At 66.6% G+C, this 15,710-nt stretch carries 14 protein-coding genes; 4 read left to right on the top strand and 10 right to left on the bottom strand.

Translation table 11 applies throughout. From position 1 onward, the window contains the following. Window positions 1-285: 285 nt before the first annotated feature. The 5 genes from LGN19_RS18780 to LGN19_RS18760 form a co-directional block, all read right to left on the bottom strand. The gene (locus LGN19_RS18780; RefSeq protein WP_226216521.1) at window positions 286-1,050 is read right to left on the bottom strand and encodes a ParA family protein; all 765 of its coding nucleotides are present in this window, start codon (window positions 1,048-1,050) and stop codon (window positions 286-288) included. A 102-nt stretch (window positions 1,051-1,152) separates the two neighbouring features. Continuing rightward, window positions 1,153-1,776, bottom strand: a complete 624-nt coding sequence (locus tag LGN19_RS18775; RefSeq protein ID WP_226216519.1) for a DNA-3-methyladenine glycosylase — start codon at window positions 1,774-1,776, stop codon at window positions 1,153-1,155. Then, the gene (gene mug / locus LGN19_RS18770; protein ID WP_226216738.1) at window positions 1,763-2,311 is read right to left on the bottom strand and encodes a G/U mismatch-specific DNA glycosylase; all 549 of its coding nucleotides are present in this window, start codon (window positions 2,309-2,311) and stop codon (window positions 1,763-1,765) included. Before mug ends, LGN19_RS18775 begins: the two co-directional genes overlap by 14 nt. A 120-nt stretch (window positions 2,312-2,431) precedes the next feature. Next, window positions 2,432-2,986 (bottom strand): single-stranded DNA-binding protein, encoded by a 555-nt coding sequence (locus tag LGN19_RS18765; protein WP_011353211.1) that lies wholly within the window; start codon window positions 2,984-2,986, stop codon window positions 2,432-2,434. A 101-nt stretch (window positions 2,987-3,087) separates the two neighbouring features. Further along, the gene (locus LGN19_RS18760; RefSeq protein WP_043187349.1) at window positions 3,088-4,275 is read right to left on the bottom strand and encodes an MFS transporter; all 1,188 of its coding nucleotides are present in this window, start codon (window positions 4,273-4,275) and stop codon (window positions 3,088-3,090) included. A 264-nt stretch (window positions 4,276-4,539) separates the two neighbouring features. On the opposite strand from LGN19_RS18760, the gene uvrA reads away from it, so the two are divergent. Together uvrA and LGN19_RS18750 are read left to right on the top strand one after the other, a co-directional pair. Beyond that, the gene (uvrA, locus tag LGN19_RS18755; protein ID WP_226216518.1) at window positions 4,540-7,425 is read left to right on the top strand and encodes an excinuclease ABC subunit UvrA; all 2,886 of its coding nucleotides are present in this window, start codon (window positions 4,540-4,542) and stop codon (window positions 7,423-7,425) included. A gap of 251 nt (window positions 7,426-7,676) precedes the next feature. After that, window positions 7,677-8,762 (top strand): AI-2E family transporter, encoded by a 1,086-nt coding sequence (locus LGN19_RS18750; protein WP_164462627.1) that lies wholly within the window; start codon window positions 7,677-7,679, stop codon window positions 8,760-8,762. Window positions 8,763-8,909: 147 nt separating this feature from the next. Here the strand turns inward: LGN19_RS18750 and purU are convergent, their stop codons facing one another. The 5 genes from purU to LGN19_RS18725 form a co-directional block, all read right to left on the bottom strand. Continuing rightward, a complete protein-coding gene (gene purU / locus LGN19_RS18745) occupies window positions 8,910-9,794 on the bottom strand; it encodes a formyltetrahydrofolate deformylase (RefSeq protein ID WP_122946291.1) in 885 nt (294 codons plus the stop codon). A gap of 73 nt (window positions 9,795-9,867) precedes the next feature. Then, the gene (locus LGN19_RS18740; RefSeq protein ID WP_174955659.1) at window positions 9,868-10,734 is read right to left on the bottom strand and encodes an NUDIX hydrolase; all 867 of its coding nucleotides are present in this window, start codon (window positions 10,732-10,734) and stop codon (window positions 9,868-9,870) included. A 6-nt stretch (window positions 10,735-10,740) separates the two neighbouring features. Further along, window positions 10,741-11,355, bottom strand: coding sequence for a LysE family translocator (locus LGN19_RS18735; protein ID WP_175221625.1), 615 nt, complete (start codon window positions 11,353-11,355; stop codon window positions 10,741-10,743). Window positions 11,356-11,405: 50 nt separating this feature from the next. Further along, window positions 11,406-11,972, bottom strand: a complete 567-nt coding sequence (locus LGN19_RS18730) for an adenine phosphoribosyltransferase (protein WP_011353218.1) — start codon at window positions 11,970-11,972, stop codon at window positions 11,406-11,408. 83 nt (window positions 11,973-12,055) lie between these two features. After that, entirely contained in the window at window positions 12,056-14,062 is a 2,007-nt protein-coding gene (locus LGN19_RS18725) for a monovalent cation:proton antiporter family protein (RefSeq protein ID WP_122946294.1), read from the bottom strand. A 125-nt stretch (window positions 14,063-14,187) separates the two neighbouring features. Between LGN19_RS18725 and kdsD the strand changes: the two genes are divergently transcribed. Together kdsD and LGN19_RS18715 are read left to right on the top strand one after the other, a co-directional pair. Then, the gene (kdsD, locus tag LGN19_RS18720) at window positions 14,188-15,171 is read left to right on the top strand and encodes an arabinose 5-phosphate isomerase KdsD (protein WP_122946295.1); all 984 of its coding nucleotides are present in this window, start codon (window positions 14,188-14,190) and stop codon (window positions 15,169-15,171) included. After that, entirely contained in the window at window positions 15,171-15,707 is a 537-nt protein-coding gene (locus LGN19_RS18715) for a KdsC family phosphatase (protein WP_226216516.1), read from the top strand. Before kdsD ends, LGN19_RS18715 begins: the two co-directional genes overlap by 1 nt. Window positions 15,708-15,710: the final 3 nt, after the last annotated feature.

Below are 15,710 nucleotides of genomic sequence, written 5' to 3'. Positions count from 1 at the left end.
ATCGCAGACGAGGTTGCGCATCACTCTGTCCCGCAATGTATTTTTACCTTTTTACAGGATAGCGGATCATGACCTCGCACAACATTTACCAATCCATTATTCCATTTATTAGAAAACCGGGACGTATTGAAAATGGAGCGGTCACTTATGTAATCGTTTTTTCTGGATTTATTATGAAATCGTTTTCGTGATTATTAATGACGGAATCAATGATCGGATAAATTGCGGGTCGTAATGAAAAACGGCCGCGTGATGCAGCCGTGTCTCCGTCAGGCAGGCGCGAAATCAGCCGGCCAGTTCGCGATGCAGCGCGAGGAACTCCTGCGCAAGCTTGTGCCCGGGTTCCAGATGGATCACCGGCTTCGACTGCTGATGCGACTCGCGGATCTTCACCGACGCCGACAGCTTCGACGCAAGCACCGGCAGCCCTTCGTCGACGAGTTCGTCGACCAGCCGCTGCGGCAGGGCCGCCCGCGGCTGGAACTGGTTGATCACGATCCCTTCCACCTCGAGCGCCGCGTTGTGGTCCTGCTGGATTTCCTTCACGTTCTCGAGCAGCGTGTACAGCGCGCGGCGCGAGAAATCGTCGCAGTCGAACGGGATCAGGCAGCGCTCGACCGCGATCAACGCGGAGCGCGTATAGAAGTTCAGCGCGGGCGGCGTGTCGATGTACACGGCGTCGTAGGTGTCGAGCTCGTTCAGCGCGTCGCGCAGCTTGTAGATCTTGTAGCGCGATTCGAGCTTGCCGTGCAGCGTGTCGAGATCCGGGTGCGCGGGCATCACGTTGAGCCCTTCGAACGGGGTCGGATGGATGAACGACGCGACGTCGACCGGACGGAAGTTGAAGGTCAGCGCGGTTTCGAAGAAATCGGCGACGCCCGGCTGCGCGTCAGCCGCGGCGTCGCCGAGCAGGTAGCGCGTCGAGTTCGCCTGCGCATCGAGGTCGATGACGAGCGTGCGCAGCCCTTCGCTCGCGCTGATCGCCGCCAGGTTGCAGACGATCGTCGATTTGCCCACGCCGCCCTTCTGGTTGAATACGACCCGCCGCATTGTGTCTCCTCGATCGAAACGTCGAAAGGAGCAGCTTAGCCGGTCAATTGTGGCGGTCGCGTGACGCAGGTCGAATTGTGTGCATCTGCGCACGGGGCTGTATCAGCGGCGCGTCACCGGCCCCGACACGTACCGGTTGCCCGGCACGCTCCACCGCCACGGCAGATCCGTGCCGACGCGAATGCCGATGCGCGGCCCGCCCGCCAGATCGGCGGGCGGCGCGATGCCGTCGTCGACGATCGCGAACCCTTCGTGCGCGCCGATCAGGTCGACCCCATCCTGCGCGCCGCCGATCCCCATCGCCTGGGTCAGTCGCGCCGGCCCCCGGCACAGGTCGCGATCGCGCGTCTGCGGCGGCCGCGCCGCACGCATGTGTTCGAGCCCCAGCAGCGGCTCGAGAGCACGAATCAGCACGCCCGTTCCCGTGCCATCCGGGCCGCACACGCAGTTGCAGCACCAGTGCATGCCATAGGTGAAATAGACGTACAGGTGCCCCGGCGGCCCGAACATCGTCGCATTGCGCGGCGTCTTGCCGCGATAGGTATGCGCGGCCGGGTCGATCGCGCCGGCATAGGCCTCCACTTCGACGATCCGCCCGGCCCGGCCGTCTGCGGCCGCGAGGATCTTGTTCAGCAGCTGCGGCGCGACGTCGGTAGCCACGCGGTCGAAGAACGCGCGCGGCAGCACGGCGCCCGGCCACCGAGGCGCTGTTTCACTGCGCCGCATCCCGCCCCTCCGGTTGATGACCGGAAACGGCCGTCACCTGCAGACGAAGCTGACGGTATGCGTCGACCAGGTCGTCGAGGCCGAACGCGAGGTTTCTCCCGCTGGGATTGGGCAGCACCCAGACGCTCGCCCCCTGCATGCGGGCCGGTTGCAGCCCCCACTCGACTTCTCGCTGACGGGATAGCGCCGAGTACGCCGCCTTGCCGAGAAAAGCGACGAAGCGCGGCGCATAACGCGCCACCTTGTGCTCGAACTCGGCAGCCGCGGCGATGAATTCCGCGCGCGAAAGCTGATCGGCACTCGCGGTCGGCCGCTTCACCACCGCCGTCAGGCCGCAGCCATATTGAAGAATCGCGTGATCGTCCTTCGGCGAGATTTCAGCCGGCGTGAAGCCCGCGAGATGGATCACGCGCCAGAAACGGTTGCTTCTCCCCGCGAAGTGATGCCCGGTCGCGGCCGCGGTCAGGCCGGGGTTGATCCCGCAGAAGAGCACGTCGAGATGCGGAGCGATGAGGTCAGGAAGTTCGTCAGCCACGTTTTGCCTGGCGCGCAAGGAACATCGACGTAAACGAAACAAGGCCCGAAGACCCGGGCCAAGCAGCTGGCTTGACTCGGACATTCGGGCCCATCGTGATGCTGGATGCCGACTTGCCGATCAGAACGGGATATCGTCGTCCATCTCGTCGAAGCCGCCGCCTGCCGGTGCGCTCGGACGGCTTTGCGCGCCGCCGCCTGCACCGCCACGCGCTGCGCCGCCGGCACGACCACCGCCGCCACCGCCACGCTCCATCTGCTCGCCACGGCCACCGCCGCCGCCACCACCGTAGCCGCCGCCGTAACCGCCTTCGTCACCGCCACCGCCACCGCCGCCCGCACCGCGGCCGCCGAGCATCTGCATCTGGTCTGCGACGATTTCGGTCGAGTAACGATCCTGGCCGTCCTGACCCTGCCACTTGCGCGTGCGGATGCGGCCTTCGATATAGACCGACGAACCCTTCTTCAGGTACTCGCTGACGATTTCCGCCAGACGGCCGAAGAACGCGACGCGATGCCACTCGGTCATTTCCTTGAAATCGCCGCTTGCCTTGTCCTTGTAGCGGTCGGTCGTCGCGAGACGGATGTTCGCAACCGCGTCGCCGCTCGGCAGGTAACGGACTTCAGGATCGGCGCCGAGATTGCCGACGAGGATGACCTTGTTGACGGATGCCATGTGTTTCTCCAGTAAATTCGATGCCGGGCCGCCCGCTCATGCTGTCGGGGCGGCCCGCCGGGCAAGCCGGCGAACGCCGCCGGTACCTGCCAAAATTGAGTTCAGGCCTTGCGCGGCGGCGCTTTCATGCTGGCCGCGATTATAAGCCACGCGGCAACGAGCCCCGAGCACGTGTAGAACACCGTATTGGCGCCCCCGTGCTTCAGCAGCCAGCCGCCCACGATGCCGCCGAGTGCGAGCCCGATCGACTGCGTGGTGTTGTAAACCCCCGTGGCCGCGCCCTTGCGCGAACCGGGCGCGAGCTTCGATACGAGCGACGGCTGCGACGCTTCCAGAATGTTGAAGCCGAGGAAGTAGACGAAAAGAACTGCCGCCACAATCAGGATGGTATGCGGCGCGCTGCCCAACAACAATTGGCCGATCAGGATAGCCAGGATGCCGCCGAGCAGCACCGGTTTCATCTTGCCCCGTTTTTCCGCAACGATGATCGCCGGGACCATCATCACGAACGCGAGCCCCATCACCGGCAGGTAGACCTTCCAGTGCGAGGCGACCGGCAGGCCGCCGTCGACGAGCAGGCGCGGCACGACGAGGAACAGCGCCGTCTGCGTTGCATGCAGCACCAGCACGCCGAAGTTCAGGCGCAGCAGCTCGACGTTGTGCAGCACCTCGGCGAACGGCGCGGGCACGTGCACGGGCTTCGCCGCGTCGGGCACGATCCACAGCACGACGCCGATCGCGAGGATCGACAGCACGCCGACGATCGCGAACAGCCCGCTCATCCCGACCCAGTGGAACACGATCGGCGCACCGACGATCGCGACCGCGAACGATACGCCGATCGACCCGCCGACCATCGCCATCGCCTTCGTGCGGTTTTGCTCGGAGGTCAGGTCGGCGATGAACGCGAGCACCGCGGACGACACCGCGCCCATCCCCTGGATCACCCGGCCGACGATGATCCACGTGATGTCGTGCGCGGACGCGGCGACGAAGCTGCCGATCGCGAAGATCACGAGGCCCGTGGCGATCACCGGCTTGCGGCCGAACTTGTCGGACGCCCAGCCGTAAAAGATATAGAACAGCGACTGTGTGACGCCGTAGGCCCCGAGCGCGATGCCGACGAGCAGCACGTTGTCGCCGCCCGGGATGGTTTTCGCGTAGACCGAGAACACCGGCATGATCATGAACAGGCCGAGCATGCGCAGCGCGAAGATCGCCGCGAGCGACGTGGTCGCGCGCAATTCGGGCGCGGTCATGCGGGAAGACGTGGCAGACGGATTGGACATCGGGAATGAATTTCGAATGATCGGAATGTCCGCCCGACATCGGGCGGCGGAAGATCAGGACCAGCGGCCCGGGAGGCTTGGCGGGCGACACGTCGGGGCAGGATTCAGGCAGCCCGCAGGCCACCCGGAACCGCGCGGCGCGGCCGCTTTCCCGGCGCAGGTGCCACCTTGCTGCCACCTGCTGCTAAGGCTGGGGGCCCCAAACGACGGCCTCGAAAAGCCGTTATAGTAGCAGGTTTGGTTCCCTCCATTTTCGCCAGGTTCATGGAACAGATCCGTATCCGTGGGGCACGTACCCACAACCTGAAAAACGTCAATCTCGACCTGCCGCGCCACAAGCTGGTCGTGATTACCGGGTTGTCCGGGTCGGGCAAGTCGTCGCTCGCGTTCGACACCCTTTATGCCGAAGGCCAGCGCCGCTACGTCGAAAGCCTGTCGGCGTATGCCCGCCAGTTCCTGCAGCTGATGGAGAAACCCGACGTCGACCTGATCGAAGGCCTGTCGCCGGCGATCTCGATCGAGCAGAAGGCGACGTCCCACAACCCGCGTTCGACCGTCGGCACGGTCACGGAAATCCACGACTACCTGCGACTTTTGTTCGCACGTGTCGGCACGCCGTACTGCCCCGACCACGACATCCCGCTGGAAGCCCAGAGCGTGTCGCAGATGGTCGACGCGGCGCTCGCGCTGCCCGAGGAAACCAAGCTGATGATCCTCGCGCCCGTCGTCGCGAACCGCAAGGGCGAGCACGCCGAGCTGTTCGAGGACATGCAGGCGCAGGGTTTCGTGCGCTTTCGCGTGTGCTCCGGCGGCGGCACCGCGAACGAAGGCGTCGCGAAGATCTACGAGGTCGAGTCGCTGCCGAAGCTCAAGAAGAACGACAAGCACACGATCGACGTCGTCGTCGATCGTCTCAAGGTGCGCCCGGACATGAAGCAGCGCCTCGCCGAGTCGTTCGAGACGGCGCTGCGCCTCGCCGACGGCCGCGCGATCGCGCTCGAGATGGATACCGACCGCGAGCACCTGTTCAGCTCGAAGTTCGCGTGCCCGATCTGCTCGTACTCGCTGCAGGAGCTCGAGCCGCGCCTGTTCTCGTTCAACAACCCGATGGGCGCGTGCCCGGAATGCGACGGCCTCGGCCAGATCACGTTCTTCGACCCGAAGCGGGTCGTCGCGCACCCGTCGCTGTCGCTCGCCGCCGGCGCCGTGAAAGGCTGGGACCGCCGCAACCAGTTCTACTTCCAGATGCTGCAGAGTCTTGCGGCATTCTATGAATTCGACATCGACGCCGCGTTCGAGGATCTCCCGGAAAAAATCCGGAAGGTGCTGCTGTACGGCTCGGGCAAGCAGACGATCCCGTTCTCGTACATCAACGAGCGCGGCCGCACGACGATCCGCGAGCACGTGTTCGAAGGGATCATCCCGAACCTCGAGCGCCGCTACCGCGAGACCGATTCGGTCGCGGTGCGGGAAGAACTCTCGAAGTACCAGAACAACCAGCCGTGCCCGTCGTGCGACGGCACGCGCCTGCGCCGCGAAGCGCGCCACGTGCGGGTCGGCACCGGCGACTACGCGCGCGGCATCTATGAAATCAGCGGCTGGCCGCTGCGCGACGCGCTCGGCTATTTCGACGGCCTGACGCTCGAAGGCGCGAAGGGCGAGATCGCCGACAAGGTGATCAAGGAAATCGTCGCGCGCCTCACCTTCCTGAACAACGTCGGCCTCGACTACCTGTCGCTCGAGCGCAGCGCCGAAACCCTGTCGGGCGGCGAGGCGCAGCGCATCCGGCTCGCGTCGCAGATCGGCTCGGGCCTCACGGGCGTGATGTACGTGCTCGACGAGCCGTCGATCGGCCTGCACCAGCGCGACAACGACCGCCTGATCTCGACTCTCAAGCACCTGCGCGACCTCGGCAACTCGGTGATCGTCGTCGAGCACGACGAGGACATGATCCGCACGGCCGACTACGTCGTCGACATGGGCCCGGGCGCCGGCGAGCACGGCGGCGTGGTGGTCGCCGAAGGCACGCCGAAGCAGGTGCAGTCGAACCCGCAGTCGCTCACCGGCCAGTACCTGGTCGGCAAGCGCACGATCGAGTATCCGGACGAGCGGATGGCGCCCGATCCCGAGCGGATGCTGCGTATCGTCGACGCGCACGGCAACAACCTGAAGCACGTCGATCTCGAGCTGCCGGTCGGCCTGCTCACCTGCATCACCGGCGTGTCGGGCTCCGGCAAGTCGACGCTGATCAACGACACGCTGTATCACGCGGTCGCACGCCACCTGTACGGGTCGTCGGCCGAGCCGGCGGCGCACGAGGCGATCGAGGGCCTCGAGCATTTCGACAAGGTGATCAACGTCGACCAGTCGCCGATCGGCCGCACGCCGCGTTCGAACCCGGCCACTTACACGGGCCTGTTCACGCCGATCCGCGAGCTGTTCTCGGGCGTGCCGACCTCGAAGGAGCGCGGCTACGATCCGGGCCGCTTCTCGTTCAACGTGAAGGGCGGCCGCTGCGAATCGTGCCAGGGCGACGGCGTGCTGAAGGTGGAAATGCACTTCCTGCCGGATGTCTACGTGCCGTGCGACGTGTGCCACGGCAAGCGCTACAACCGCGAAACGCTCGAAGTGCAGTACAAGGGCAAGAACATCAGCGAAGTGCTCGACATGACCGTCGAGCAAGCGTACGCGTTCTTCAGCGCGGTGCCGGTCATCGCCCGCAAGCTGAAAACGCTGCTCGACGTCGGCCTCGGCTACATCCGCCTCGGCCAGTCGGCCACGACGCTGTCGGGCGGCGAGGCGCAGCGCGTGAAGCTGTCGCTCGAACTCTCCAAGCGCGACACCGGCCGCACGCTGTACATCCTCGACGAGCCGACCACCGGCCTGCACTTCCACGACATCGCGCTGCTGCTCGAGGTGATCCACCGGCTGCGCGACCAGGGCAACACGGTCGTGATCATCGAGCACAACCTCGACGTGATCAAGACGGCCGACTGGGTGATCGACCTCGGCCCCGAAGGCGGTGCCGGCGGCGGCCAGATCATCGCTCAGGGCACGCCCGAGCAGGTCGCGAAGACGAAGGCGAGCTTTACCGGCAAGTACCTCGCGCCGCTGCTCAAGCGCACGACCCGCAAGGTCGCGGCAGGCTGACGCGCCCGCCTGCCTCCCCTCCCGCGCGCGGCCGCCCGGCCGCGCGCGCCCTTCCGCACCGCGAATCCGGCCCCTTCTCGTTTTCCCTTCTGCGTTTACACCATGCGCCAAACGGCCCCGTTGCGGACCATAATGGCGGCTATACTTTACGGTCGTAAGGTTCGCCGTACGCACCAATCCGGTGCGGCGCCGGGCGAACACGGCTCTGCCGCGCATTCCGCGGCATGACACACGAACGACAGGAATCCACGATGGAGAAGCAACCCGACTCGTCTCGCGATGCGCAGAATCGCGAACCGCACCTGCGCAGCGTGCGGCTGACGAGCGATTTCAGCCTGCCGAAGCTGTCGGCACTCGAGATCGGCAGCTATGCGTTCGCGATCGTCGCCATGTGGCTCGTGATCGAGCTCAAGCTGCTCGGCGGGCTGCTGGCCGGCCTGCTCGTGTACCAGCTGATCCACACGATCGCACCCGTCATCGAGCGTCACACCACGAGCATGCGCGCGCGCTGGGTCGCCGTCGTGCTGCTGGCGATCGTGATCGTCGGCGGGCTGACGGGCCTGACGATCGGCATCATCGAGCACTTCGAGCGCACGGTACCGAACCTGCAAAGCCTGCTCGACCAGCTGATGCAGATCGTCGAGCAGACCCGCGCCCGCACCCCGGCCTGGATCGCGAACCTGCTGCCCGTCGATGTCGAGCAGATGAAGACCAAGGCGGCCGTGCTGATGCACTCGCACATGGACCAGCTCCAGCAAAGCGGCAAGAGCGTCGCGCGCGGCTTCGGCCACGTGCTGTTCGGCATGATCATCGGCGCGATGATCGCGATCGGCGTCGAGCACGGCAAGGTTCGCCGGCCGCTGTCCACTGCACTCGTCACGCGCGTGTCGCGCTTCGCCGACGCATTCCGCCGGATCGTGTTCGCGCAGATCAAGATCTCGGCGATCAACGCGGTGTTCACGGGCATCTACCTGCTCGTCGCGCTACCGATCTTCCACCAGCGGCTGCCGCTGTCGAAAACGCTCGTGCTCGTCACGTTCATCGTCGGCCTGCTGCCCGTGATCGGCAACCTGATCTCGAACACGCTGATCGTCGCCGTGTCGCTGTCGGTCAGCATGGGCACCGCGATCGCGTCGCTGGCGTTCCTCGTGATCATCCACAAGCTCGAATACTTCCTGAACGCGAAGATCATCGGCGGCCAGATCGAGTCGCGCGCGTGGGAGCTGCTGCTCGCGATGCTGATCATGGAAGCCGCGTTCGGGCTGCCGGGCGTGATCGCCGCGCCGATCTTCTATGCGTACCTGAAGCGCGAGCTGTACCTGCTGCGGCTGATCTGAAACAGCCCGCGCGTCAGACGCGATAAAAAAACGCCGCGCCCCGTGAAGGGCGCGGCGTTTTTGTTTGTTGCGGCCGGCGATCCGGGGGCCGGCCAACGGCGGCCGGCCATCCGGGGGCCGACAATCCGCCGGCCGGCGCCCAGCGAATCAGCGGAACACGACCGTCTTCGTCCCGTTCAGCACGACCCGGTGCTCGACGTGCCACTTCACCGCGCGCGCAAGCGTCACGCATTCGACGTCGCGGCCGATCGCGGTCAGCTGGTCGGGCGTCATGCTGTGGTCGACGCGCTCGACTTCCTGCTCGATGATCGGGCCTTCGTCGAGATCGGTCGTCACGTAGTGCGCGGTCGCGCCGATCAGCTTCACGCCGCGGTCGAACGCCTGGTAGTAAGGCTTCGCGCCCTTGAAGCTCGGCAGGAACGAATGGTGGATGTTGATCGCGCGCCCGGCGAGCTGCTGGCACATGTTCGGCGACAGGATCTGCATGTAACGCGCGAGCACGACCAGATCGGCCTGATGCTCGTCGATCACTTCCAGCACGCGCGCTTCCTGTGCGGCCTTCGCGGCATCGGACGAGCCGCCGATCAGCGGGAAGTGATGGAACGGAATGTTGTAGCTCGCGGCGAGCTGGTAGAACTCCTTGTGGTTCGACACGATCGCCGGGATCTCGATCGGCAGCTGGCCGGTGCGATAGCGGAACAGCAGGTCGTTCAGGCAGTGGCCGATCTTCGACACCATGATCACGACGCGCGGCTTCACGGCCGCGTCGTGCATTTCCCAGCGCATCGAGAACTGCTCGGCGAGCGGCGCGAATTCATTGCGGAGCGTGTCGAGCGCCGTCGCGGCATCCGCGCCGCCGCCGTCCTGCTCGAAGTGCACGCGCATGAAGAATTCGCTGGTGCGGCTGTCGCCGAACTGCGCCGAATCGAGGATGTTGTTGCTGCGCTCGAACAGGAAGCCCGAGACCGCATGGACGATGCCGTGCCGGTCGGGGCACGACAGTTTCAAGATAAAGCTGTGATCGGTCGGCATGACCGCTACTCCCTTCGTTTCCGGATTCGTCAAATTGCCCGTTCGCGCCGCCAGGCTGCGTGCGCGGCACGCGTCACGCGGCCGGTGCGAACAGTGCGTCGATGCCCGCCGCGTCGGCCGCCGGGATCCAGCGATGGCGCAGCAGCGTGTCGAGCGTCGCGAGGCTCGCGTCCATCGTCGCGCGGCCGGCGCGCAGCCAGCCAATCACCTCGGGCACACCGGCCAGCAGGTGCTCGGCCACTTCGCCGTCCTGGTTGCGCGGCGCGAAGTCGCGCGGCAACGGCAGGTCGTACACGAAGATCAGTTCGGACTGCGTGCCTTCCGGCAGCGAGCACAGTACCTGCACCGCGCGGCCCGCGATCGCGCGCGCGGCCAGTTCGGCCGGAATGCCGGCTTCTTCCCAGCATTCCTTCGCGAGCGTCTCGTGAACGCCCAGGCCCCAGCCGATCCCGCCGGCAACGACGTTGTCGAGCATGCCGGGGTCGGTCGCCTTGGTCTCGCTGCGGCGGCCGAGCCACATCTGCGGGACGGCCGCGGCGGACGGCTCGCCCGGCGCAACCGCATATTCTACGATGCCGTTCAGATGCACCGCATAAGTCTGCGTGCCGAAGAAGCGCGACGCGGCGCGCTCGATGTACGCGAGCGGCGGATCGTCGAAGCGGTTGCGGATCGCGTAGATCTCGTCGCGCCAGCCGGGAATCGCGCCTTCGGCCGCGAGCGCGCCGATCGCGCTCGCCAGCGCCATGCTGCGTGCATCGACCGAGTCGTAGCGCGCCGACAGCACGACACGCGCATCGGTCAGCTCGAACACGTCGGGCCAGCGGGCAAGCATCGCGACGTCCTGGCGGCGCACCCAGCCGACCGCCTGCCCGGCAATCTCGAAACGCAGGTGCGCGGCCGGATCGAAGCGGCGCGCGGCCGCAATGCACGGAAACGTCATCGTCTATCAGTCCTTCAGTGCCACGCGGATGCCGATCGCGATGAACGTCGCGCCGGCGATCCGGTCGAGCCACACGCCGGCCTTCGGGCGGCGCTTCAGCCACGCGCCGATCATGCCCGCGCCGACGCCGAACAGCGAAAAGATCGCGGCCGTCTGCAGCATGAACAGCGCGCCGAGTTCGAACATCTGCAGCGTCACGCTCTGCCCGCCATGCGGATCGACGAACTGCGGCAGGAACACCACGAAGAACAGCGTGACCTTCGGGTTCATCAGGTTGCCGATCACGCTCTGCCGGAAGATCGTGCCGAGCGGCTGCGGCGGGCGCGCGTGCGCATTCGCGAGGCCCTGGCTGCGCAGCGCCTTGATGCCGATCCACACGAGATACGCGGCGCCCGCGAGCTTCAGGATCTCGAACGCGACCGGCGACGAACGCAGCACGGCCGCGACGCCGAGCGCCGCGAGCGTCGTGTGGAACAGGATCCCGGCGGTGAAGCCGAGCGCGGCGACGAAGCCGGCCGCGCGGCCCTGCGAGATGCCGCGTGCGAGCACCTGCAGGTTGTCGGGACCCGGCGCGAACGTGATCGCGATCGACGTGGCGAGAAACAGCATGAAGTTGGGCATCGTGACCTCGCTGCTAACGTGAACTCAGGTGGATTCAGGCCAGCCGGCGTTCAGTGGCCGGCGAATTCGGTGACGGTATAAACCGGCAGTCCCGCGTTGCGCAGCAGCGCCGAGCCGCCGAGATCGGGCAGGTCGATGATCGCCGCGCCTTCGACCACTTCCGCGCCGAGCCGCTGCAGCAGGTTGCGCCCCGCCATCATCGTGCCGCCGGTCGCGATCAGGTCGTCCATGATGATCACGCGGTCGCCGGGGCGGCACGCATCTTCATGGATCTCGACCGTCGCGCTGCCGTATTCGAGGTCGTACGATTCCGAGCGCGTCTTGTACGGCAGCTTGCCGACCTTGCGGATCGGCACGAAGCCGACGCTCAGTTCGTACGCGACGATCGGCGCGATGATGAAGCCGCGTGCGTCGAGGCCCGCGACATAGTCGAGCTTCGCATCGACATAGCGTTCGACGAACAGGTCGACGAGGATGCGCAGCGCCTTCGGGCTCTGCAGCAGCGTCGTAATGTCGCGGAACATCACGCCCGGCTGCGGCCAGTCCGGCACCGTGCGGATCTGGCTGTGGATGAAGGCGACCGGATCGAGCGGTGCGCCCGACGACGAATGCGGCATGAAACTCTCCGAAAAAAACGGTGCGCGAAGATCGGGCACCGTTTCGAGTAAATACGGGTCAGATTATCAATCCGAGCACGGGCTCAGGCGGCTGCGGCCGGCGGATCGCGCCGATGGCGCGACAGCCGCTCCTCCGCGAGCGCGAGCGCCTCGGGCAGCCCGCGCAGCACGACGATGTCGCTCGCGCGCAGCTTGGTCTGCGGATCGGGTTCGACGCCGCGGATGCCGTGCCGGCGAATCGCCGTGACTTCCAACCCGAGCGCATACAGCCCCAGTTCTTCCAGCGAACGCCCGACCGCGTCCGCGCGCGCATCGACCGGCACCGATTGTAGCCGCACCTGCTCGTGGTCGTCGTCGTCCGCATCGTCCGCGCCGCGGAAATAGCCGCGCAGCAGGCTGTAGCGTTCGTCGCGCATTTCCTCGACGCGCCGCACGACCTTGCGCATCGGCACGCCGACCAGCACCAGCGTGTGCGACGCGAGCATCAGGCTGCCCTCGACGATCTCCGGAATCACCTCGGTCGCGCCCGCCGCGAGCAGCTTCTCGAGATCGGCATCGTCGACGGTACGCACGATCGCGGGCAGCGTCGGCTCGAGTTCGTGCACGTGATGCAGCACGCGCAGCGCGGACGGCGTGTTCGCATAGGTGATCGCCACCGCCGCCGCGCGGTGGATACCGGCCGCGAGCAGCGACTCGCGGCGCGCCGCGTCGCCGAACACGACCGATTCGCCGGCCGCCGCGGCCGCGCTCACGCGATCTGGGTCGAGGTCGAGCGCGACGTACGAAATGCCTTCCTGTTCGAGCATGCGCGCCAGGTTCTGGCCCGCGCGGCCGTAGCCGCAAATGATCACGTGGCCGCGCTGCTTGAGGCTTTGCGTCGCAATGCGCGTCATCTGCAGCGACTGCTGCATCCATTCGGTCGACGACAGCCGCATCACGATCCGGTCGGCGTTCTGGATCAGGAACGGCGCGGCGAGCATCGACAGCAGCATCGACGCGAGGATCGCCTGCAGCAGCGTCGAATCGACGAGATGGCGGTCGAGGATCAGGTTCAGCAGCACGAAGCCGAATTCGCCGGCCTGCGCGAGCCCGATGCCGGTGCGCATCGCGACACCCGGCGTCGCGCCGAACAGCCGCGCGAGCCCGGCGATCATCGTCCCCTTGAACAGGATCTGCCCGACGAAGAAACCGAGCACGAGGAACGGGTGCTCCCAGATCACGCGCGGATCGAGCAGCATCCCGGTCGTCACGAAGAACAGGCCGAGCAGCACGTCGCGGAACGGCTTGATGTCCTCCTCCACCTGATGGCGGAACGGCGTCTCGGAGATCAGCATCCCCGCGATGAACGCGCCGAGCGCGAGCGACAGGCCGAAGCGGTCGGTGATGAACGCGGCGCCGAGCGTGACGAGCAGCAGGTTCAGCACGAACAGTTCCTGCGAGCGGCGCCGCGCGACGACGTTGAGCCAGCGCGTCATGAAGCGCTGGCCGATGACCAGCAGCAGCGTGAGCGCGATCACGATCTTGACGGCCGCGAAACCGAGCGTGATCGCGAGGTCCTTCGACGATTCGGCGCCGAACGCGGCGATCACGATCAGCAGCGGCACCACCGCGAGATCCTGGAACAGCAGCACGCCGAAGATGTTGCGGCCGTGCTCGGTCTCGATCTCGAGCCGCTCGGCGAGCATCTTCGATACGATCGCCGTCGACGACATTGCAAGCGCGCCGCCGAGCGCGATACTGCCCTGCCACGTGATGTGTACCCAGTGTTCGAACAGCATGCCGAGCACGAGCGCGAGCACGAGGGTCGCGACGACCTGCAGCAACCCGAGCCCGAACACGAGCCGCTGCATCGCCCTCAGCTTCGCCAGCGAGAACTCGAGGCCGATCGAAAACATCAGGAACACCACGCCGAATTCCGCGAGATGCTCGGCCCGTTCCAGATCCGCCGCGATGCCGAACGCATGCGGGCCGACCAGGATGCCGACGGTCAGGTAGCCGAGCATCGGCGGCAGGTTCAACGAGCGGAATACGACGACGCCCACCACTGAGGCCAGCAGCAGCAGCAGGGTCATTTCGAGCGGGGAAATCACAGGCGAAGCGTCCTCGTTCGTCGGGGCCACGGCAATGCGGGCGCGGGTGGTGGCGGTGGTCGGGCGACCTCGGACGAGTCCGAAGGCCCGGCGCGGCGAACAAACGCCTTTGCTATACTCCGCGCATGATAGCGAAAATCAATGATGATCGGGCGCTCGCGCTCGCCCGCGACGTGCTCGACATCGAGGCGGACGCCGTGCGCGCGCTGCGCGACCAGCTCGACGGCGGCTTCGTCCAGGCCGTCGCGCTGCTGCTCGGCTGCCGCGGCCGCGTGGTGGTGTCCGGTATCGGCAAATCGGGGCATATCGCCCGCAAGATCGCGGCCACGCTGGCCAGCACCGGCACGCCGGCCTTCTTCGTCCACCCTGCCGAGGCCAGCCACGGCGACCTCGGGATGGTCACCTCCGACGACGTCTTCATCGGCATCTCCTATTCCGGCGAATCCGAAGAACTCGTCGCGATCCTGCCGCTCGTGAAGCGGATCGGCGCGAAGCTGATCGCGATCACGGGCCGCGCGGGGTCGAGCCTCGGCACGCTCGCCGACGTGAACCTGAACGCCGCGGTCTCGAAAGAGGCCTGCCCGATGAATCTCGCGCCCACCGCGAGCACGACTGCCGCGCTCGCGCTCGGCGACGCGCTCGCCGTTGCCGTGCTCGACGCGCGCGGCTTCGGGTCGGAAGATTTCGCGCGCTCGCACCCGGGCGGCGCACTCGGCCGGCGCCTGCTCACCTACGTGCGCGACGTGATGCGCTCGGGCGACGACGTCCCGTTCGTCGGGCTCGACGCGACGCTGTCGGACGCCCTGTTCCAGATCACCGCGAAGCGCCTCGGCATGACCGCCGTGGTCGATGCCGACGGCAAGGTCGCCGGCATCTTCACGGACGGCGACCTGCGCCGCGTGCTCGCGCGCGACGGCGACTTCCGCACGCTGCCGATCACCGACGTGATGACGCGCGACCCGCGCACGGTTGCACCGGATCACCTGGCGGTCGAGGCCGTGGAACTGATGGAGCGCCACCGGATCAACCAGATGCTGGTGGTCGATGCCGACGGCGTGCTGATCGGCGCGCTGAACATGCACGACCTGTTTTCGAAGAAGGTGATCTGATGAGCGCAGCGCTGACTGCGGCCGAACGCGCGAGCCGCGTGGAGCTGATGATTTTCGACGTCGACGGCGTGCTGACCGACGGCGGCCTGCTGTTTACGGCGGCCGGCGACACGATGAAGTCGTTCAATTCGCTCGACGGCCACGGCGTGAAGCTGCTCGGCGAAGCCGGCATCGCAACCGCGATCATCACGGGCCGCCGCTCGGAAATCGTCGCGGCGCGCGCGAAGGAAATGAAGATCGCGCACCTGTTCCAGGGCGTCGAGAACAAGCTCACCGTGTTCGCCGACCTGATCGCGTCGCTCGGCCTCACCGCCGACCAGTGCGGCTACATGGGCGACGACTGGCCCGACCTGCCCGTGATGCTGCGCTGCGGCTTCGCGACGGCCCCCGCGAATGCGCACCCCGAGGTGATCGCCCGCGCGCACTGGGTGGCCGAGGCCCGCGGCGGCCACGGCGCCGTCCGCGAAGTCTGCGACGCGATCCTGCGCGCGCAGCGCCGCTACGACGCGCTGCTCGCGGCCGCCTGCGGAGCCTGACGG

The organism is Burkholderia sp. AU30198 (assembly GCF_020419825.1).
Classification (GTDB): domain Bacteria; phylum Pseudomonadota; class Gammaproteobacteria; order Burkholderiales; family Burkholderiaceae; genus Burkholderia.
This window is presented reverse-complemented; position numbering and strand designations above follow the sequence as displayed.